Origin of the sequence: Ktedonospora formicarum, assembly GCF_016587355.1 — a bacterium.
Lineage (GTDB): Bacteria > Chloroflexota > Ktedonobacteria > Ktedonobacterales > Ktedonobacteraceae > Ktedonobacter > Ktedonobacter formicarum.
Genome location: NZ_BNJF01000003.1, coordinates 693,363 through 713,361 on the forward strand (window position 1 = coordinate 693,363; position 19,999 = coordinate 713,361).

The window sequence follows — 19,999 nt, forward strand, 5'->3', positions numbered from 1 at the left end:
TCTTAAACTAATGTGGGTATCATAGAAACAAGTCATCAACTTCGCGCCCGAATAGTGAGAGCACTTATTTTACATAAGCGAAAGGTTAGCTTATTTATGACCACAGTAGCCAGTTTGCCAATCGCGGCAGAGCAATTTCAGATCCGACCCGACATCACCTTCCTCAATCACGGCAGTTTTGGAGCTTGTCCACGCCCAGTCTTCGATACCTATCAGCAATGGCAACGCACCCTTGAAAATGACCCGGTAGAATTCCTGGGTCGCCAGATCACAGGCTTAATCAAAGAGGCGAGGGAGCCGCTTGCGGCCTACCTGGGCACCCAGGCTGACAACATTGTCTTCGTGAACAACACTACGGTTGGTGTGAACATTGTCGCACGCTCGCTCGCGCTCAAGCCCGGCGATGAGGTCCTGGCGACCGATCATGAATATGGGGCTTCCGACCGCACCTGGCGCTTCCAATGCACTCAGCGCGATATCCGCTACATCAACCAGCCTATTCCCCTGCCGCTTGAAAGCGAAGAGCAGATGGTTGAGCACCTCTGGCAGGGCGTGACACCTCGCACGAAGGTCATCTTCGTCAGCCATATCACCTCGCCGACGGCACTTACCTTCCCTGTGGCGCGCATCTGCGAGCGAGCGCGTGCTGAGGGTATCCTGACAGTCATTGATGGCGCGCATGCTCCCGGTCAGGTTCCACTCAACCTCGACGAACTGGGTGCTGACTTCTACATCGGCAATTGCCACAAATGGCTATGCGCCCCCAAGGGGTCGGCCTTCCTCTACGCCAACCCTGAGCGGCAGGCGCTCCTCCAGCCCTTGATTGTCAGTTGGGGTTATGAGAGCCTCAACCCCGGCCCTTCGCTCTTCCAGGACCACTTCGGCTGGCTTGGCACCGATGATCCCGCCGCCTATCTCAGCGTGCCCTCCGCTATCGCCTTCCAGCGGGAGCATAACTGGGATTCCGTTCGCGCAGCCTGCCATGATCTGGCTATCCACGCGCGCCAAGAGGTCAACAAGCTGTTTGGTACCAAACCTATCAGCCCCGATGACGCCACATGGTGGAGCCAGATGGTCGCCATCCAGGTCCCTGACGGTGACGCAACCACCCTCCACCGCCAGTTGCGCGAAGAGTGGAACATCGAAATACCCATCACCCCCTGGAATGGTCGCCGCTTCATCCGCGTCTCGATACAAGCCTACAACAAGCCCGCCGATGTAGAGCGCCTCCTGACAGCCCTGCGCGCCATCTTCGCCTGAGGGCCGCTGCTAAAGCGACGCGGCTACATATGATGAGCATTTCGGGATGAGATGCATATAGAGTGGGAGGGCACGAGTCAGAGAAGAATGATCATGGGTGGTGGCGTTGGTGCAGCGCTGCACCAACGCCACCACCCATATGTAGCCGCGTCGCTTTAGCAGCGGTTGGGAGCATCGAGGGCAAGGCAGGTCTCGGCGGCGAGCCAGAAGAGGCGCTCACGAATGGCGTGCTTGCGCCACTCACGGTCGGACCAGACATCGCTCCCCACATCGTCGCCGCCGTAGAGCAGTTGTCCAAAAGTGACATTACGGAAACGGGCGACAGCTAGAAACGACGCGGTCTCCATCTCGACGGCCTTGCAGCCTTCTTCTTTGCGCAGGCGCACCTTCTCCACAGTCTCGCGATAGAAGGCGTCTGTTGTCCAGGTCTTGGTCAGGAGATAGGGCACGTCGTGGCTCTTGAGCACCCGCTCGATGGTCGCGATGACATTGGGATCTGCCTCGATTTCGCGTGATGGGGGAGATAATGATACGAGACTCCTTCATCGCGTATAGCGGCGTAGGGTACAATGACCTCACCGACATTGATGGTATTGTCCAGTACTCCCGCGCCTCCACAAGCCATAATGGTACGAGCGCCAGCCGCGATCATCTCTTCAAGGTAGCCCGCCGCGAGGGGCGCGCCGACGCCAGGATGGAAGACAGCCAAGCGCTGCCCCTGATACTCAAGCTCATAAACTGGAACCTCCCCCATCTCACTTTCCAGGGTATAGCACTGACGCGCGCCGTGCTCCTTCACCAGCGTACCAATCACATCCTGGAAGAAGCAGGCCACTGCTCGGGTCGGGATATCGCGTGGCTGGACAAGCTTATGAGGCTCTAGCATAGCCAGGGGATCAGGATCAAACTCAAGAATAGGATAATCGCGTCGTATATCCATTAATCTCCCTCAATATTGTATATAAGAAATACAAAATACCAACCTGCAATGAGAAGACGACCAGCGCACCTGAAGGCAAGGACAGGCTCAAGGATTGGGTGTAGATGGCATTATATCACAGTCTATCGATGCATGATCGAGGCCCATTTCCCCATAAACAGACCAATACCATTCTTTGCAGTTATACTATTCATTTGCCCATCCCTATCTTTTATATAACATATGTGTTATAGTTATAAATAATTGGTTGTCACCTCACTTATGCTGGCTTACGCTGACAAAGTAGGTGCCGGGTTCTGGTTCATTCCCGTATCGGTTCATCGTGTGGTCTTGATCGCTGAGACTTCGCGGAAGATAACAGGAAGAATCGGAGAACGACTGGCCCTCGTCTCATATAATGAACCACTCCGAAGCAGGCGCTGTACATAGGTGCAGCTTTCGGGGAGACATAGGCCAAGCAACCAGTTACTCAGTGAGAAACCCATTCACCGCGAGGAAGATACATTAGGATCATCCTCGCCTGACCCTAAGGGGTTCGCATGACACGTCAGATGCTCCACCTGGAGGGCGAGAACCAGCCGCGAGTGCTGGACGTCGTCCCGCAGGGGGCCGGGGCCTACCTCTCCCACAACGGGGAGCGGGTCGACCTCTCCGTCCGGACCGTGAGGTTCCGTCAGGGCCTCTGGGCGAGGTTCTCGGACACGGAGGGCTGGGTCAGTGTCGACCCGGGCGTGGGCTTCGAGGAGAAGCGCCCCGTCGGCAGGCGCTGGTTCTATGTAACGCGCATCGGCAACCTGCTTCACGTCAACGGCACGGGGACGAGCGCCTATCTCCTGACCACGGAGGGAGATCAGATCGTGTTCAACCCCGACGGGAAGGGCGTGATCACCCTCGACGAACTGCCGGAGTCAGGGGAGGTCATCCCCGACGACTTTCCGGAGGCGGGGGGCAACTTCCGCTTCATCGTGGACGAGCCGACGGCCAAGCAGGCGCGCCGCCCGCACGTCGTCGCCCTCCACAACCCGCTGCTGAACGAGCGCGGAGAGGTGATGGCGTACCTCACCATCGGGTGACGGCACACTGAGCAACACTGGTCTGGGGGCCGCGCATCGCGCGCGGCTCCCCAGCGCTTTTTTGGCACCATCTATCAGCATCCATTGGGCGGGTGGTGTAGGATAACTATGTGACAACATCGGCGGCTTGCGCATCTTCCCCATTTCGCTCTTGCGCCCCCATATCCAAGCCTGCTATACTCAAGACAATCACTATTGCCTCTCTTCCCACTTATTATAGCTGGTCGTAGAACTATTGAAGCGCGATCTCATCATCAGCGGCATCGATAGGGCTCTCGGCTAGAGCGGTGAGCAAGAGGCGCGGAGCGTTACTGAAAGGAATGAGCAAACACAGAGTCACGCAGTTGTACATGACTCCGATTTCCAGGTTGCCAGTCGTCTTCACAACGAATGACGAGAGGGTTTCCCGGAAGCTGGATGCATTACATCATCGGTTTCCTCATCAATAGGAACGACGAAAGGCCATATTGTGTCGGACATGTCGTACTGGTTCTCCGACAAGAGCCCGCTGTTCGGCCTGCTGGCAAAGGTTGCCGTCACTCATAACGGGCGGTACGGAAACATTGGGCTCCACATAGAGGTCAAGGTGGATGGCTATCTGGCCATCAACGTGGTCGTCGATGATTTCTACACCCTCGCCAACCTCGGTAAAGCCACCGACCCTGTTGTCGTGCGTTATGCCATGGTGGTGCTCGACGACGCCATGTTCTTCTTCGCACGTCACTTCTACCAGACCTACCCGGACGCGATAAGGAAGGGTGAACTGCATGCCAGGGTCAATCTGACCATCACCGGCAAGCTGCTCTGAATATCTCAACCCAGAACAACGCTCTGGCGCGAACGGGCGGGAGACCACCTCTCAGGAGGCGGCTCCCCGCCCGTTCCGCTTTTTGGGCACCGTCTATCAGCATCCATTGGTTGGGGTGTAGGATGACTATGTGACAGCATCGGCGGCTTGCGCATCTTCCCCATTTCGCTCTTGCGCCCCCATATCCAAGCCTGTTATACTCAAGGCAATCACTATTGCCTCTCTTCCCACTTGTCTTGGCTGGTCGTAGAACTGTTGGTGCGCGATCTCATCATCAGCAGCATTGATGGGGCTCTTGGCTAGAGCAGTGAGAAAAAGGCACAGAGCGTAATGCAAGGAATGAGCAAGCACTGAGTCACGCGATTGTACCTGACTCCGATTTCCAGGTTGCCAGCCGTCTTCTCCATGAATGACGAGAGGTTTCCCGGGAGTCGGATACATTACATCCTTGGTTTCCCAAATAGAGAAACGACGAAAGGCTACATTGTGCCACTCTGGAACCCCTTCTACTGGGACACTAACAATAACCCGCTGCCCCGTCTGCTGGCAGAGGTCGCCTACGTCCACAATGGGCGTCCTGGAGTCATCGGATTCCATCTGCTGTTCGACGTGCCTGGATACGCGAGCCACTACCCCGTGACTGTCGAGAAGTTCGCCACTCTCGACAACCTCGGCGAGGCCACCTTCTTCCACGTCGAACAAGCGGCAATGGGCGCGCTGGACAAAGCCTGGGAGAGCTTCGCGACGCACTTCTATCAGGCCTACCCAGACGCGATGGCGGGTGAACTGCACACAAGGATCGAGGTTCAGATCATCGGTCAGCTGCTCTAGGCTGCTCACCCGGAACAACGCTCTGGCGCGAACGGGCGGGAGACCACCTCTCAGGAGGCGGCTCCTCGCCCGTTCCGCTTTTTTGGGGCTGGACTAGAGAGCGCTCTCCTGAGTAGCGGTACCATAGGGCTGACCAGTGACGATATTGATGTTGGCTGCCTGCTGGTAGATTTTGCTGATGGCGGTCATGTCCTGGCGTCCATAGCCAAGCCCTTGAGCCTGGGTGAAGATCTGATAGGCAAGGGCGGCTTCGGGCAACGGCACGCCTAGTTCGCGCCCAACCTCCAGGGCCAGACCAATATCCTTGCGCATCAGTTCGAGAGCGAAGCCTCCCGTGAAGTCCTCGCGGAAGAGCGTGTTGGGGAGCCAGTTCTCGAAGACATAGCTATTGCCGCTAGAGGTCGCGACAACATCACGAATGGTATCCAGGCTCGCGCCCGCTTTGACGCCCAGCGTGAGCGCTTCGGAGATGGCAGGCAATAGCATGCCAACAATGACGTTGTTGATAACCTTGATGAGCGCGCCATGTCCAGTGGGGCCAACATGGAGCACGCGCGACCCAAGTACATTGAGCAACTCACGCCAGCGCTCAACCTGCTCCTCCTCACCCCCAACCATTATAGTTAGCTCACCGCTTGCAGCTCGCCAGATCCCACCACTTACCGGTGCGTCCAGCATAACAATTTCAACTTCGCTCAGACGACTGGCGAGAGCCTGTGTTGCCAGGGGCGAGACGGTACTCATGTCGATCAAGACCAATTCGCCGGTCTTGCCCTCAACAAGGCCATGCGGACCAAAGCAGACCGACTCAACTTCGGGTGAGTCCGGTAGCATAGTGATGACAACATCGACTTCCGCCGCCACTTCCCCGGGCAACCCACTTGCCGCGCTCCCTGCTGAACCAATTCATCAACGGCTGCCTGGTTACGGTGCGCACACGTGATGACCTCATAGCCTGTCCGTACCAGCCGCTCCGCCATGGGCTTGCCCATCGCGCCTAGCCCTAAAAAGCCGACTCGTCTCTTCATTCCGTTTACCTCCATGCTATTGCAACTTCGTTTCGCTTCACAAGCATAGCAGGATGTGTTATATTGAACAAGGTAAATTTTTAGAAGCAACTATTCATTTTTACTGATAGGTAGAAGCATCAGATATTTCAAAAGGGGATGAGAGCAGGACATGAGCGATTATCAGACAATTATTGAGAGCCTACGCGCTTCATATAATCGCGAGATGGCGAAGGATCGGGATCAGATGGAGAAGGATGGCTGGAAGGTCGAAGAGCGGCAGACATTCCTTAATCTCCTGAAGTGGGAAGGTAAGACATCGCTTCTTGAGGTCGGAGCCGGAACGGGCACTGATAGCCTCTTCTTCCAGAATAACGGGCTGAATGTGATTAGCACCGATCTCTCCGCCGACATGGTCGATCTTTGCCGGGCGAAGGGCCTGGAAGCGCATGTGATGGACTTTCTGAGTCTGGACTTCCCGCCTGAATCCTTCGATACCCTCTACGCGCTCAACTGCCTCCTGCATGTGCCAACCCGCGACCTACCTACCGTCCTGGGCAAGTTGCGTGAACTGCTCCGCCCCGATGGTCTCTTCTTCCTGGGAGTCTATGGCGGCGCGGAGGAAGAGGGGCCGATTGAGGACGATTGGCACCAGCCACCACGCTTCTTCGCTTTCCATTCTGACGAGTTTCTACAGCAAGCCGTCGCTCCATACTTCGACATCGTGTCATTCAAAGCCATCCCCCTTGAAGAGCGCTCCTGGCACTTCCAGTCTATGATACTACGCCGTAAGGAGCGATAGCACAACAACTCACATCTATCTAAAGAAGGGGACAAGATGTATGGATCTGCGGCATCTACAGACATTCAAGGCTATCGCGGAAGAGGGAAGCTTCGTACAAGCGGCTGATCGCTTGCAGTACGCACAATCCACTATTACGCTTCAGATCCAGCAACTTGAGGAGGAGCTAGGCGTCGAGCTATTTGATCGCCAGCGCCGCAAGATCCAGCTTACGGCGGCTGGTCGCGCAATGCTTGTCCACGCTCAACAGGTGTTGAATCAGGTCGAGCAGATGCAGCAGGACCTTTCGGATCTTGCGACTGGTGAGAGCGGGACGCTACGCGTAGGCATGATTGAGCCGGTGGCACGCCTGCATCTGGTAGAAGTGCTGCGCACGTTTCGCGCGCGCTATCCACGCATCCGGCTCACTATAGAGGTGCTAAGCACTATTCGCACACATGAGCAACTGCTTGCGGACCAGATTGACCTGGGAATCTCTACACCCCCGCCAACCAATTCGGGTCTCGTCTTCGAGCCGCTGCTCACGGAGCCCATGGTCCTGCTCCTACCAGGCGAGCATCCCCTGCGAGAGCACGCGAGCATTACCCTGAGCGACCTACAAGGCGAATGCTTGCTACTTACTCATCCCCCCTGCGCCTACCGGAGCGCGATTGAGCAGGCCTTCATGGCGCGGGGACTATCACTTTCCGCGAGCATCGAGATTGGGAGTCTTGAAGTCATCAAGCAGGCGGTAAAGGAAAGATTGGGCGTGGCGATCCTACCGCGAATCTCGACGCGGCAGGCTCCGCGCGGCACCATCATCAGGAATATCGAGGATTGGGACCTCCACCTCCCCTTCGGCCTCATCACGCGCTCGATTCCTCTTCCTCAGGGCAAGGCCGCTCAAGCGTTCTGCTCACTTCTCCGACAAGCCGTCACTAAGTAATAGTCAAAGATGACCCCTGGTCAGAACGTCAGAAGTGCTCTATGATATAAGACATAGAATAACTATACAGAGCAGCGACTTCTCAACGCTAAAGCGTTTCGCAGGGGTCAGGGGATGTCGTCGGGTTTGCCGAAGGCAAACCCGACGACATCCCCTGACCCCTGCGAGCCACCGTAGGAGGCGAGAATACTGAGTAGTTATGCCATTTAAAAACAACACGCTTTGATATATTCTGCAAGAGTTACCTTTTCCAGGTTATCATAGAGGATATTATAATATGGTTGAACATATGCGGGAGATGGGACTGAGCCTGGCTCGCCCCTGGTACGTCCAGTGGGCCTGGGACCCGGTCTTTCTTATTTCCCTTCTCGTCATCGCAGGACTCTACCTCTACGCTATTGGACCCTACCGGGCAGCGGCTCATCCCCAGGAGCGTGTGAGCCGGGGCCAGATTGTGGCTTTCGCGTCAGGCATACTGATTCTGTTTATCGCCTTGATCTCGCCCATCAACACACTTTCGATGTTCCTGTTTAGCGGACACATGACACAACACCTGCTGGTCTCACTCGTTGTCTCTCCTCTGCTGGTTGTGAGCATACCAGGATGGCTGGCCCAGGCCATCTTCAATGGCAAGTTCATGCGCTTCGCCTGGAAATGGCTGACATTTCCCTTTATCGCGCCGGTCCTCTTTAATGCCAACATCTGGATCTGGCATGCGCCCCCCATCCTTAACGCCATGATGCAAAATCACGCTTTACATGCCATTGCCCAGGCCTGCTACCTCCTTACTGGTGTCATCTTCTGGTGGCCCCTCTTCGGAGCTTCGGTCGCGCGGGCATATAAGCTCAATATCCTGGAGAAGATGCTCTACATCCTGCTCAGCGACATGCCAATGGTCGTCATTGGCGCGGGCCTGACCTTTATGCAACCGCTTTATGATGTCTACAAGCGCAATCCACTTGGCATCGCGCCCAGCGTGGACCAGCAGATTGGCGGCTCCGTGATGTGGATTCCAGGCGCGATCTTTATGATCGTAATGGCAAGTATCCTCTTCCTGCGCTGGATGCTGCAACTTGAGGCACGCCAAAAGGAGACCGATGCTCGCCTCGCCACCATGGAAGAAGAATATGAGGATGAGGAGTATGAAGATACTCCCTTCTCTCATCAACAGGGGTAAGTTATCCTTTTTCGGGAACTCTCGCCACCTGCGGTGGCTCGCGGGTAAAGGGGTGTGGGCTGGTTTGCCTTCAGCAAACCAGCCCACACCCCTTTACCCCGCGAAGCGCTTTAGCGCTGAGGAGTCCCGAATCAAAAAGGGTTTTACCCTTTTAGGCCGCTTTGTTTGTATCCTTCGACGATGTAGCGTTGTAGGAGGAAGAATACAATTACCAGGGGGAGAATCGCGATAGCCGTTCCTATAAAGAGCTCATGCAGATTGAGCACCTGCGCGTTCAGGAAGTTTGAGAGTACCACCTGCACAGTATAAGAGGTGGAGTCCTGACCGATGACCAGGGGCCAGAGGAAGGCGTTCCAGCTCGCGATAAACGTAATCACGCTCAGGGCCGCGATGATTCCATAGGAGTTGGGCACAACGATGCGCCAGAAGACGCCCCAGTAGCCCAGGCCATCCACACGCCCGGCTTCTTCCAACTCATGGGGAAAGCTCAGGAAGAACTGGCGGAACAGGAAGGTCGTGAAGCCACTAAAGAGGCCCGGCACAACCAGTCCTTGCAAGGTACTCACCCAGTTGAGATACGATACGACCAGATAGACCTGCACAAAAATGACCGCGAAGGGATCATCAGTGTGAGCAGGGTCGCGTATAGCACAAGGTTCGCCCAGCGATAGGGGATGCGCGCGATGCCATAGCCAGCAAGCGCGGAAATCAAGATCTGGCCCGCCGTTTGCAGAACAGCGATCAGGGCAGAGTTTTCCATGCCGCTCAGGAAGAGCACTTCACTATCATTGAAGAGCTCTGAAATGTTCTCGAAGTGTAGCGTCGTCGGGAAAAACGTCCAGCGCGGAGAGGTAATCTCCATATCAGTTGCCAGCCCATTGCGTATGATCAGATAGAACGGCAATAGGAAGATGATCGCCAGAATAATCAGCGCCCCATAACGTGCGATAATGCTAATAAGCTTTCCAGGTGTCAAACCATTTGCGCGTCTTTCAGGCGCGGAAGATGTTTGCTCCATTCTCGATGCCTCAGTCGCCATAACCAATTTCCTCCTTCTCAACAGGTTTGCTGCGTAAGACTCTAATCACGTGTGCCAAAACCAAGCAAGCGCCCCTGTATCAGACTGAAGATGATGATAATTAAGGTCAGGATGATGCCACCCGCGCTCCCCAGGCCATAATCTTGATTGGTCAGGGCCACGTCGTACAGCACACCCAGGGGCGGACGCGCCAGAATGGAGTTACCACCTGTCATGATGTTGAAGAACTCGTCGAATGCCTGGAAGGCCGCGATGATATTTAGCAACAGAACGGAGACTGACGCGTTGCGCAGCAAAGGAAAGGTTATGGACCAGAAAGTTTGCCAGCCCTTCTTCGCGCCATCGACAAAGGCTGCTTCATAGAGCTCTCTAGGGATTTCCTGCAAGCCCGCAATGAAGATAATCATATAGATACCCAGTTGCAGCCAGAGGCGTACCGTTGTCAGGACCAGCCAGTACCAGGGCGGGTTGGGACTGGATATCCAGACGATAACATCAAGGCCAAAGGCGTGCCGTATCGCATTCGCCAGACCATAGGTAGAGCCATTGAAGATATTCATCTTCCAGACGATAGAGGCTAGCACATACGAACATGCGGTTGGCAAGAAAAAGACCGAGCGGAAAAAGCCTTGAGCGAACCTGACGCTATTGACGAGCAGCGCTAAACCCAGAGCTAGCGCGAACGTCGTAGGCACGATAAAGAAGGCAAAGATGGTAAAAACCAGCAATGAATGCCTGAAATCGGCATCATTCAGCATGGTAATATAGTTTTGCAAGCCAACAAATTGCGTTGGCAGGACGGTAGCTCGGGCCTCAAAGAAGCTGAGAACCACCCCCCAGATAATTGGGATAAAGAAGAAGATGATCAATCCTAGAAACAATGGACCGACAAACCCCCAGAAGATCAGCGCCGTCTTTAGCTTCTGGCGCTGCACACGTTGGCGTGCGCGCTGCTGCAATTCCTGCTCGGATTGCATCTCGGTGGGGGTAGAGGCAGTTAAAGACTTCATATGTCTATCCTTTCCACCTGCTCTCATAAGGAGTAAGCACAAGAGAACAGCTCAGGACACCACGAAGCATTTGAGTGCTAAGGCATGTCCAACAAGAAGGCGCATGCTCTCATAGGAACAAGAATGGTGCTAAGGGTACCATGAAAAGTGGCACACCTTAACACCATCTGGACAGAGACGTTAGCTAAGCTCTTTTTGCAACTCATCGTTGCACTTGTCCGCCGCCGCGTCCAGGGTTGCTTTACCGTTCTTGCCCGATTTGACAATCGTGCTGACGGCGTTCGCCAGCGTTGTACCCATAGTGGCGTTCCAGTATGAGGAATTGGCATGCCCATACTTGTTCAAGAGCTCTACCGCGTCAGAAGCCGGGCTAACCGTGAGCTTGGGAGTCTTTTCCGATGTGCTGATACGAGGAGGCACGTGGAAGCCATAGGCGACATTCCAGTCATTCTGGACCTGGGTATTGGTAATCCAGAGTTCCTTGACATACGCCTTGGCCGCGTCGAGATTCTTGCTCTTCGCGCTGACCATCTCGGCCCAACCGCCATTGACGGTGGCGGGCTGGCTCTGACCATCGAGGGCGGGCCAGGGGAAGATGCCAAAGTCATCCTTAACAGCGCTCTTCTGAATCAGAGGCATAGCCCAGAGGCCACACCACTGCATCGCGACCTGCCCTTGCTGGAAGGTCGAGGAGTCCCACCAGAAGGTCGGGGCATCCGGCAGTACCGCGCCTGTGGCGTTGAGCTCGTAGATTTTCTCATAGGCCGCCGCCATACGATCCGTGTTGAAGATAACCTGCTTATTATCGGGAGAGAGGAAGTCGCCGCCAGCAGCCCAGCCAGCGATCTGATTGAGCGCGTCCACGCCGCCATCGGGACCCAGGTACAGGGCCTTGTGGTCGGCGTTCGAGAGCTTTTTGACGATGGCGATAAGCTCGTCTATGGTCTTGGGAACCTCGACACCGGCCTGCTGGAACATGCTCTTGCGATAGTAGACAAAGGTGGGATCGTTGATCATCTTGATACCATAGACCTTGCCGTCCACGGTAAAGGGGGCTAGCGAGGAGGGCTTAAAGTCGGACTTGGCATCGACGATGATGTCATCCAGCGGCGCGAGCAGACCAGCCTTGACCTGGTCAACCGAGAGGGCGGAATTTTCAAATACATCGGGCGCGCTCGATCCAAGCAGGGCTGCTCGTACCTTATTTGGGTACTCGTTACCCGTGCCAGGCACCCAACTGACGTTGACTTTGGCCTTGGTGTAGTCTTTGGCATATTTGAGGACGGCTTCATGCGTTCCCGGCTCACCATACTGGTGATACCACTGGGTCAGCACAGGACCATTCCCGCTAGTATTGCCGGTGCCACCGGTGCCCGCGCAGGCCGCGAGCAGGGAGCCGCCCAGCATGGCAGAACCCGAATACTGTAGAAAACGACGACGCGTAATGTCCGAGAAAATTCGCTGTTGAGACATACGTGATACTCCTTGTCACACTTTCAGTACACCAATGTAACCGAACACTCAACCATGTGCTGATTGAGTACCCAACAGGGATATAAGCGGTCGCGCTCCTACACACGCCGAACACCATTCAAGGCCAAGCACCATCAGCGAAGGGCCTGGATGATGAGAAGCCACAGGCCAAAATAGTACAAGAGCTTTATAACTCCGATCAAGAGAGGGGCCACAGGCTATAAGGTGTGTAGTGAGCTTGACGGAGGGATATCATTTAAACAATGAAAATGCCGACAACAACCCGACTCGACATCGAGCCGGAACTCATTGTTGCTAGAACCAACTATCGCTACAACTTCCATTGATCCAGTATTCGAGTTTTTCAATGTGCGGGTTACAGAGGTTTGTTACACTCGCGGAAGCACGTCTCCCATGTATAGTAGACATACGCATCCGCGTTGGAGAGTTCTCACACTAGAAGGCGATGGCAAACATCTCACATAGCCCCAACGCTCATTAAGAGCGGCACCATAGGGTATGCGTATTCCATAGCTGACGAACTATGGGCTATAATATGCTTACTGTATGATTGCCAAAACTTCCTTCCCTTAACGATGCAAATCCTCTCTGTACTTCATTCTGTAGAGGAATGATAGCATTTTCTATTCACTTTTGTCAATGAATGACAATAGTTCAGGGAAGAAACTGAGGTACAGGGAAATGCAAATACCGCCAATTGGGCGTCACAAAGCGCGTGAGATTAATCAGAATACTTTTCTTAATCTCATCCGCATCCACGCTCCTATTTCTAGGACTCAGCTTCAGAAGCTGACCGGGCTGAGCCAGGGTACAACTGTAGGCTTGATTACGCGCCTTATAGAGCAGCAACTGGTTGTTGAAACTGGCATGGCGGCCTCAACGGGTGGTCGCAAAGCAGGCTTACTCGCACTTGACCCCGAAGGCGGCTATGCCGTTGGTTTGAGCCTGATGGAGCACCGGGTCATCGCGGCCTTGCTAAACTTGCAGGGTGAGGTTCGCCAGCTGAGTCATCTTCCGCTTCAACTTCGCGATAGAGGGGAAGAGGCAATCCCTCTGCTCGCTTCGTGCGTTGAGGATTTCATTCAGCGCTGCGCGGTCCCACGCCAGAAGATCATCGGGCTTGGATGCGGCATCTCAGGGCCGGTCAATACGCACACGGGAGAGGCCATTGATAGCTGGTTCTTGAACTGGCACAGCATTTCTATTCGTGATCCTCTTATAGAGCGCTTGCATATGCCAGTCTTTGTTGACAACGCTGTCAATTGTCTGGCATGCTATGAGAAACTCTACGGGCGAGGTCAGCGGTGGCGCGATTTCCTGATTGTGACGCTTGGGCGGGGACTCGGTCTGGCAACGGTGGTGAATAACGCGCTCTACCGGGGCGCGCAGGGCATCGGCGCGGAGCTTGGACATATCCCGATCTCAGCCAATGGGCGCCTGTGTGAGTGCGGCAATCGGGGTTGCCTGGAGGCTTATATCGCCGATAATGGCATCACCGAGACTTATCGCGAAATGGGTGGCGAACTCAAGCATCTCGCGAGGGATCAGGTGGATGAATTTATGATTGATGAGCTGTACACTCGCGCACGGCACGGCGATGAAGCGGCGATCCAGACGTTTCGCCAAACTGGTTTTTATCTGGGTATGGGACTGGCAACCCTGGTCAATCTGTATAATCCAACCCAGATCATGATCTATGGCGGCGAGGGACACCGCGTCGAGATGATGCAGGAAACCATTCTCGCGACGCTGAAGGAGCACACCTTCTCGCTATTAGGGCGAGAATTATCGCTCATTATCGAGGCGAATACAACAATGAACAATTGGGCACGTGGCGCGGGTAGCCTGGTTCTTCAGGACTTCTTCGCCCTCACGACCAAAAGCTAAGAAGTGCCCTGAACCATGAAAGGATATATTCTTTTATGACACTACAGCACACACGGACCCATGAACCCTTCATAGTCGATACCACTAGCAGCAAACTTGCCAGTTTGCGCCCACTCCATCTGCGTCAGGTGCGCCTACAAGATGCCTTCTGGGAGCCACGCCGACAGGTTAACCGTGAGATTACGCTGCCCTCACAGTACCAACAATGCGTGACGACTGGACGTCTCGATAACTTCAAGCGAGCCGCAGGACAGATTCAGGGGCCATTCCAGGGCATGTTCTACAACGATTCGGATGTCTATAAATGGGTCGAGGCGGTGGCCTGGACGCTGGCAGCCGAGAAGGATGAGAGGCTTGAGGCGGAGGTGGATGAGGTCATCGGTCTGATCGCCGCCGCTCAGGGGGAAGATGGCTACCTGAATACATACTTCACCTTTGAGAACGCGGACCAGCGCTGGAGCAATTTGCGCGACATGCACGAGCTGTATTGTGCGGGTCACCTCTTCCAGGCTGCCGTGGCCCATCATCGCGCCACGGGCAAGACAACATTGCTGGATGTCGCGACACGCTTCGCGGACTATATCGATAGCGTTTTTGGGACTGGTGAGCGCGCGGGTACATGCGGGCATCCTGAGATTGAGATGGCCCTGGTCGAATTGTCTCGCGAGACTGGCGAGGAGCGCTATCTAGCACTGGCGCAGCGCTTCATCGATAATCGCGGACTTGAGCCGCCTGTCGTTGGTGGTAGCACATACCATCAGGATCATGCGCCCTTCAGGCAGCAGAATGAGGTAGTGGGACACGCGGTCCGCGCGCTCTATCTCTACTCCGGCGCGACCGATGCCTATACGCAAACGGGAGAACAAGCGCTACTGGACGCCGTCAATAGCCTGTGGTCCGATCTGCAAGAGCACAAGGTATACATCACGGGCGGCGTGGGCTCACGCTACGAAGGTGAGGCCTTTGGCGAGCCCTATGAACTCCCTAATGACCGGGCCTATACCGAGACCTGCGCCTCCATCGCGCATATCATGTGGGCGTGGCGACTCCTCCTGCTCACTGGCGAGTCCACCTATGCCGACGCGCTGGAATTGGCTCTGTATAACGGGATGCTTTCAGGCATCTCGCAGGATGGCGAGAGCTATTTCTATCAGAATCCCCTGGCGGATCGGGGCAAGCATCGCCGCCAACCGTGGTTTGGAACCGCCTGCTGCCCCCCCAATATCGCTCGTCTGCTTGCCTCTCTTCCGGGCTACCTCTACACGACCTCTGAGAATACGCTCTGGGCTCATCTTTACGCTAGCAGCGAGGCCAATGTGCATCTCCCCCAGGGCGGCGCGCTCACTGTGAGACAGAGCAGCAATTATCCATGGGATGGTAAGATCGAGTTCAGCATTGAGCCAGAGACGGGTCAAACGACCTTCGAGCTCAATCTGCGTATCCCCGCCTGGGCGGAGGGCGCGACGGTCAACGTTAATGGAGAAGCCCTTACCGCGCCAGTACGGCCCGGCAGCTATTACCATATCGAACGCGACTGGCGGGCTGGTGACCGCGTCGAGCTTGTACTGCCTCTGGCGATGCGCGCCGTGACCAGCCATCCACACGTCTCAAACAACAATGGGCGTGTCGCGCTACTTCGCGGCCCCCTGCTCTACTGTGTAGAGCAGGCCGACCATCAGGCCGATGTTTGGGATATCACTCTGCCGCGCCAGTTTGAGTGGAGTGAGCACTTTGACGCTAATCTACTAGGAGGAGTTGTTACAGCACAAACGCAGGCCCTCGCCCACACCGACCAGGGCTGGCAGGGGCAGCTTTACCGCCCCTATGGGCAGGAGCAGCCAACCTACACCCCAACGCAATTGACCGCCATTCCGTACTACGCCTGGGCCAACCGCGAGCCCGGACCAATGCAGGTCTGGCTCCCCATCAAGCCTGAATAAAGGGAATGCCGCTGCTGAAGCGACGCGGTTACATATGATGCCATTGCTCTTTTTGCGGGCGTTCTGGACTGCTTTATCCATTCAAACGTTTGCACTCACGCCTCCAAACTCCACATCCAATGGGAGGCCGTCCCGATACGCAAGAAAGCACATATGTAGCCGCAGCGCTTTAGCCTGCTCCTTCCCTCAGACCACCCTACGTCATCTCCCCCCATATGTAGCCGCGTCGCTTCAGCAGCGGCACTCCTATATGACCCTAAATAGGGAAGGAATTTAGGACTAAGCTCCCAAAATCCACTTATTAAGGACAGCTTCAAGTATAATCGTTGAGATTAGATTTTATAATACTACCCTTCTTTATAGCGATAGAAGGCTCATCTGAAGGGGTAGTTAATACAGTGTAGCAACATGGAAGGTGTCAACTGTATGGCGTCCAAACTGCCAACATTTATAGCGCGATCTCATTTATGGAAGTGGATGAGTGTCGTTCTCGCCCTGGCAATTGTGGTCCTCCTGGGGTATGGTGCAACCCAGATCGTAGGCGCGGTCTCTCCTCATATGACCGCTCAGGATTTGCATTTACCACCACAAGCCTTGAATGCGCCAGTTACAGGCGTATTGCCCGATAATCAACCATTGCATGCCGCGCTCACATTTAAGATTGATCCCAAGGCGATGGAGCAGGCAAAAAATAAAGATCATCGACTGGCTGAGAATAACAACCTCGCGGATACTCTGGGCATCAAGGATAGTGATTACCAGAGAATCCAGCAGTTCTTTCAAGGTCCGGGCGCTAAACTCCAACTGAGCAAGTCACGCACGCGAATGACCATCGACGCGCCAGCAGGCACGCTAGCGAAGATCTTGCAGACGCGTTTTGTAGTCCACCAGCTTAACGGAGAGACCTTCTTTACGCCCGATCCCAAGAAGATGCCACAATTGCCCAATGATATCGCGGAGAAGATTCTCGCGGTCACTGGGCTGGACAATTATGGGGCAGTGGCGCAGAGCTCACTCAACTTTAATCCCACAACCGCGCAAAAGTCGAGCCAGGCTCAAGCTTCCTGCACCTATGCTTCAGGCGCGATTACACCTGCGCAGATGGCTCATGCCTATGGGGCCGATAGCCTCTGGCAGCAGGGCTTCACAGGGAAGGGACGCACGATAAATCTGGTCGAGATCGGCAGTTTCGATAGCAGCGATACGCAGACATATTTTGACTGTATCGGCTTTCGCGGGACGCTTGAGACCATCAATGTCCATGAAAGCGTTATGCCCGAAATGGGAGAGACCGCGCTAGACATCGAGATGGCGGCTGCGATGGCCCCTGAGATCACGATCAAGAACTATCAGAGCTACCGCACCGGCAATGGCAACCATACGGCGGGCGCCTGGCTGGACATTGACGACGCGCTCAACCGCATCATCGATGACAACACTGGCACAGCCCATGCTGGCGATGTCGTAAGCGTCAGTATGATAGGGGGCGAAACCTATTTCGACCAGAATGTGCGCGACGCGATCAACCAGAGCATGCAGGTGTTATCCGAGGGGCTGGGATTGACTGTCTACGTCTCCAGTGGGGATTGCGGAGCCTACATGAGCGGCAATACCAATAACCTGGAAGTCGGCTTCCCAGCTAGCTCACCCTATGCCGTCGCTGTAGGTGGGACGCGCCTCTACACGGATAGCGTTGGCAATCGCACAAACGAAATAGCCTGGTCAGGCCCGATTGTAAGCGGGCAATCTTGCAACAATTCGTGGGGCTCCACCGGGGGGCTCAGCGAGGTCTACGCGCGTCCCGCCTGGCAGAAGGGCTGGTTTGGCGTCGAGAACCCAACCTACACGAATGGAAAGCGTCAAACTCCAGACATTTCGGCTATCGCTATCAATGTAGCCTTCACCTTCAACGGCATCAACGGCTATGCTGGCGGCACAAGTATCTCAGCCCCGGTTCTCGCGGCGGGGATGGTCCTGGTAAACCAGAAGTTGTTGAGCGCCAAGGTCGCGCTACCTGTCGGACCCCAACAGTTCTATAATCTGAATACAGCCCAGGCGCGCATCAATTCTGCCTACTATGATGTCGTCAGTGGCGATAATCACTACTATACGACAACCGCCGGGTGGGACTTTGTGACCGGCCTTGGCGTGCCCAATCTGGTTGGGCTCGCTTCTACCATGACAAGCCCACAGCCCAATAACGGACGCTTGCTTCAGTTGCAGAGCAATGGCTATATGTATCTCTACAATGGTCAGGGCTGGCATAGCTGGACCAGCATCGCTGGCAATACGGCTCTGGCGAATGTGGTGGCGAACGACAACTACATCTACGCCATGCACAAGGATGGCACCATTCTGACCTACACTGGCGGAACCGTTAACGCCTGGCGTATCATCGGAAATAATACATCGACCATCGCGATTACAGCGGATAGCGTCGGTCATCTCTATCAGTTGCGCAAGGGTGGACAGATCTGGCAGTATGGAGGCAATGGAGTCGATAACTGGATTGAGCTTGATGATAATAGCCTGACAACGGCTATCGCGGCGAGCGGCAATGGTCAGCTTTACCAGTTGCGCTCCAGCGGGCAGGTCCTGAAGTATGCTGGTCAGGGCTTGCATAGCTGGACACAGGTGGATCAGAATACCTCCAACAAGGCTATAGCGGTAGGAGGGAATAACCTCTATGTTCTCCACACCAAAGGAGATATCTGGCAATTGATCGGGGCACCTGGACCAGGCTAGATAACAATACCGCCACTACCGCCATCACGGCAGATGCGAGCCATCTCTATCAATTGCATAGCGATGGAAGTGTCTGGGTACGCAACAGCACCAGTTGGACCAAGTTAGATGATAACATAAAGACCAAGGCTATCACAGCCAATGGCAATGTGTACCAGTGGCGATCTGATGGCTCGGTCTGGGCTTATGCCGGTAAGGGCCTGCATAGCTGGACAGAGCTCGACGCGAACGCCGCGACCATCAAACTCTCCACAACTTACGCCCACCTCTAGCTTTCTACGTTACACCGAAGAGGGAACTGTTTCACGCGAAACAGTTCCCTCTTTGCTTTTAGATAAACAACATCAGCAAGCCTGCTCCCTTGACTTTAATATTCTCAATTGTCTATAATCTGATTAATCGATTAGTCAAACAGAGAAGGAGCGAGGGCTATGCCACGCTGGGCACATGAGACTGAGGATCGACGGGAACAGATCTTGGATGCCGCGATGCGCGTGTTTGTGGAGAAGGGATTTGTCAGAGCGACCAATAAGGATGTGGCGCGTGAAGCTGGCATTACACCCGGATTGATCTATTACTATTTTGAGAACAAAGAGGCGGTGTTGCAAGCGGTTCTGGAAGAGCGTTCTCCGGTCCAGGTGCTCGCGCATATTCCCGAGGAGATGCTGGTCCAGCCCCCGAGATCTTCTTGCCCCAATTGATTCGACGCGTGCTACCCATTGTCGAGAGTGAGCAAGTGTCGGGCATGATGCGCGTCATCATCTCCGAGGTTTCTCGTAATTCCGATCTGAGCGAAGCAGCAAAGAGCTTAGTCCAGCGCATCGTTGGCTTTCTTGAGCGTTACTTACGCATCCAGAGTGAGAAAGGGGCCATTCGCGATGATATTGATTTCGCGCTCGTGGCTCAGTTTTTCGCTGGTAGTCTGATGGGCTTCGTTGTGCGCCGCTTTCTAGTCGGTGATTTGAGTCTCGCGCACTATAGCCATGAGGAGATCGCTCTGGTGCTCACCCGCACCATGCTCGATGGGATTAACCCGCACTGAGTTTTTTACACCTATTTTT

At 54.8% G+C, this 19,999-nt stretch carries 16 protein-coding genes and 3 pseudogenes; 12 read left to right on the forward strand and 7 right to left on the reverse strand.

Going from position 1 to position 19,999, the window contains the following annotated elements; translation table 11 throughout:
- Positions 1-96: 96 nt before the first annotated feature.
- Entirely contained in the window at positions 97-1,260 is a 1,164-nt protein-coding gene (locus tag K3T82_RS29585; protein WP_220197112.1) for an aminotransferase class V-fold PLP-dependent enzyme, read from the forward strand.
- A gap of 155 nt (positions 1,261-1,415) precedes the next feature.
- Here K3T82_RS29585 and K3T82_RS50200 read toward each other — a convergent pair.
- Positions 1,416-2,200, reverse strand: a pseudogene (locus K3T82_RS50200) (nucleoside phosphorylase).
- A 539-nt stretch (positions 2,201-2,739) separates the two neighbouring features.
- On the opposite strand from K3T82_RS50200, the gene K3T82_RS29600 reads away from it, so the two are divergent.
- Together K3T82_RS29600 and K3T82_RS29605 are read left to right on the forward strand one after the other, a co-directional pair.
- Positions 2,740-3,273 (forward strand): hypothetical protein, encoded by a 534-nt coding sequence (locus tag K3T82_RS29600; protein WP_220197114.1) that lies wholly within the window; start codon positions 2,740-2,742, stop codon positions 3,271-3,273.
- Between the two features lie 478 nt (positions 3,274-3,751).
- Positions 3,752-4,081, forward strand: coding sequence for a hypothetical protein (locus K3T82_RS29605; protein ID WP_220197115.1), 330 nt, complete (start codon positions 3,752-3,754; stop codon positions 4,079-4,081).
- 126 nt (positions 4,082-4,207) lie between these two features.
- Here the strand turns inward: K3T82_RS29605 and K3T82_RS29610 are convergent, their stop codons facing one another.
- The 3 genes and pseudogenes from K3T82_RS29610 to K3T82_RS50915 all read right to left on the reverse strand — a co-directional run.
- Positions 4,208-4,921: a hypothetical protein gene (locus tag K3T82_RS29610; RefSeq protein WP_220197116.1), complete on the reverse strand. Its 714-nt coding sequence runs from the start codon at positions 4,919-4,921 to the stop codon at positions 4,208-4,210.
- A gap of 84 nt (positions 4,922-5,005) precedes the next feature.
- Complete coding sequence (locus K3T82_RS49270; protein ID WP_220197117.1) at positions 5,006-5,788, reverse strand: NAD(P)-dependent oxidoreductase; 783 nt, start codon at positions 5,786-5,788, stop codon at positions 5,006-5,008.
- Between the two features lie 26 nt (positions 5,789-5,814).
- Positions 5,815-5,955, reverse strand: a pseudogene (locus K3T82_RS50915) (NAD(P)-binding domain-containing protein); the annotation flags it as partial.
- A 136-nt stretch (positions 5,956-6,091) separates the two neighbouring features.
- On the opposite strand from K3T82_RS50915, the gene K3T82_RS29620 reads away from it, so the two are divergent.
- The 3 genes from K3T82_RS29620 (at position 6,092) to K3T82_RS29630 (ending at position 8,823) form a co-directional block, all read left to right on the forward strand.
- Positions 6,092-6,721 (forward strand): class I SAM-dependent methyltransferase, encoded by a 630-nt coding sequence (locus K3T82_RS29620; protein WP_220197118.1) that lies wholly within the window; start codon positions 6,092-6,094, stop codon positions 6,719-6,721.
- Positions 6,722-6,761: 40 nt separating this feature from the next.
- Positions 6,762-7,646: a LysR family transcriptional regulator gene (locus K3T82_RS29625; protein ID WP_220197119.1), complete on the forward strand. Its 885-nt coding sequence runs from the start codon at positions 6,762-6,764 to the stop codon at positions 7,644-7,646.
- Between the two features lie 277 nt (positions 7,647-7,923).
- Positions 7,924-8,823 (forward strand): cytochrome c oxidase assembly protein, encoded by a 900-nt coding sequence (locus K3T82_RS29630; RefSeq protein ID WP_220197120.1) that lies wholly within the window; start codon positions 7,924-7,926, stop codon positions 8,821-8,823.
- A 143-nt stretch (positions 8,824-8,966) separates the two neighbouring features.
- On the opposite strand, the pseudogene K3T82_RS50210 reads toward K3T82_RS29630, so the two are convergent.
- The 3 genes and pseudogenes from K3T82_RS50210 to K3T82_RS29645 all read right to left on the reverse strand — a co-directional run bounded on the left by K3T82_RS50210 (position 8,967) and on the right by K3T82_RS29645 (position 12,345).
- Positions 8,967-9,841: pseudogene (locus tag K3T82_RS50210) on the reverse strand (carbohydrate ABC transporter permease).
- Positions 9,842-9,903: 62 nt separating this feature from the next.
- Positions 9,904-10,872 (reverse strand): carbohydrate ABC transporter permease, encoded by a 969-nt coding sequence (locus K3T82_RS29640; RefSeq protein ID WP_220197121.1) that lies wholly within the window; start codon positions 10,870-10,872, stop codon positions 9,904-9,906.
- 180 nt (positions 10,873-11,052) lie between these two features.
- Positions 11,053-12,345 (reverse strand): ABC transporter substrate-binding protein, encoded by a 1,293-nt coding sequence (locus K3T82_RS29645; protein WP_220197122.1) that lies wholly within the window; start codon positions 12,343-12,345, stop codon positions 11,053-11,055.
- Between the two features lie 702 nt (positions 12,346-13,047).
- On the opposite strand from K3T82_RS29645, the gene K3T82_RS29650 reads away from it, so the two are divergent.
- The 6 genes from K3T82_RS29650 to K3T82_RS29675 all read left to right on the forward strand — a co-directional run bounded on the left by K3T82_RS29650 (position 13,048) and on the right by K3T82_RS29675 (position 19,980).
- Complete coding sequence (locus K3T82_RS29650) at positions 13,048-14,253, forward strand: ROK family protein (protein ID WP_220197123.1); 1,206 nt, start codon at positions 13,048-13,050, stop codon at positions 14,251-14,253.
- Positions 14,254-14,288: 35 nt separating this feature from the next.
- On the forward strand, positions 14,289-16,193 hold the full coding sequence (locus K3T82_RS29655) for a glycoside hydrolase family 127 protein (RefSeq protein WP_220197124.1): 1,905 nt from the start codon (positions 14,289-14,291) through the stop codon (positions 16,191-16,193).
- A gap of 426 nt (positions 16,194-16,619) precedes the next feature.
- A complete protein-coding gene (locus K3T82_RS29660; protein ID WP_220197125.1) occupies positions 16,620-18,938 on the forward strand; it encodes a S53 family peptidase in 2,319 nt (772 codons plus the stop codon).
- Between the two features lie 53 nt (positions 18,939-18,991).
- Positions 18,992-19,210, forward strand: coding sequence for a hypothetical protein (locus K3T82_RS29665; RefSeq protein ID WP_220197126.1), 219 nt, complete (start codon positions 18,992-18,994; stop codon positions 19,208-19,210).
- 159 nt (positions 19,211-19,369) lie between these two features.
- On the forward strand, positions 19,370-19,639 hold the full coding sequence (locus tag K3T82_RS29670; RefSeq protein ID WP_220197127.1) for a TetR/AcrR family transcriptional regulator: 270 nt from the start codon (positions 19,370-19,372) through the stop codon (positions 19,637-19,639).
- Positions 19,627-19,980, forward strand: coding sequence for a TetR/AcrR family transcriptional regulator C-terminal domain-containing protein (locus K3T82_RS29675; protein ID WP_220197128.1), 354 nt, complete (start codon positions 19,627-19,629; stop codon positions 19,978-19,980). Before K3T82_RS29670 ends, K3T82_RS29675 begins: the two co-directional genes overlap by 13 nt.
- Positions 19,981-19,999: the final 19 nt, after the last annotated feature.

What these genes read in the sequence shown, in the direction of transcription:
- K3T82_RS29585 (WP_220197112.1), top strand. Translation starts at nt 97, where the DNA reads ATGACCACAGTAGCCAGTTTGCCAATCGCGGCAGAGCAATTTCAGATC.
- K3T82_RS29660 (WP_220197125.1), top strand. Translation starts at nt 16,620, where the DNA reads ATGGCGTCCAAACTGCCAACATTTATAGCGCGATCTCATTTATGGAAG.
- K3T82_RS29640 (WP_220197121.1), bottom strand. Translation starts at nt 10,872, where the DNA reads ATGAAGTCTTTAACTGCCTCTACCCCCACCGAGATGCAATCCGAGCAG.
- K3T82_RS29645 (WP_220197122.1), bottom strand. Translation starts at nt 12,345, where the DNA reads ATGTCTCAACAGCGAATTTTCTCGGACATTACGCGTCGTCGTTTTCTA.
- K3T82_RS29655 (WP_220197124.1), top strand. Translation starts at nt 14,289, where the DNA reads ATGACACTACAGCACACACGGACCCATGAACCCTTCATAGTCGATACC.
- K3T82_RS29600 (WP_220197114.1), top strand. Translation starts at nt 2,740, where the DNA reads ATGACACGTCAGATGCTCCACCTGGAGGGCGAGAACCAGCCGCGAGTG.
- K3T82_RS29605 (WP_220197115.1), top strand. Translation starts at nt 3,752, where the DNA reads ATGTCGTACTGGTTCTCCGACAAGAGCCCGCTGTTCGGCCTGCTGGCA.
- K3T82_RS29630 (WP_220197120.1), top strand. Translation starts at nt 7,924, where the DNA reads ATGGTTGAACATATGCGGGAGATGGGACTGAGCCTGGCTCGCCCCTGG.
- K3T82_RS29625 (WP_220197119.1), top strand. Translation starts at nt 6,762, where the DNA reads ATGGATCTGCGGCATCTACAGACATTCAAGGCTATCGCGGAAGAGGGA.
- K3T82_RS29620 (WP_220197118.1), top strand. Translation starts at nt 6,092, where the DNA reads ATGAGCGATTATCAGACAATTATTGAGAGCCTACGCGCTTCATATAAT.
- K3T82_RS29650 (WP_220197123.1), top strand. Translation starts at nt 13,048, where the DNA reads ATGCAAATACCGCCAATTGGGCGTCACAAAGCGCGTGAGATTAATCAG.
- K3T82_RS29670 (WP_220197127.1), top strand. Translation starts at nt 19,370, where the DNA reads ATGCCACGCTGGGCACATGAGACTGAGGATCGACGGGAACAGATCTTG.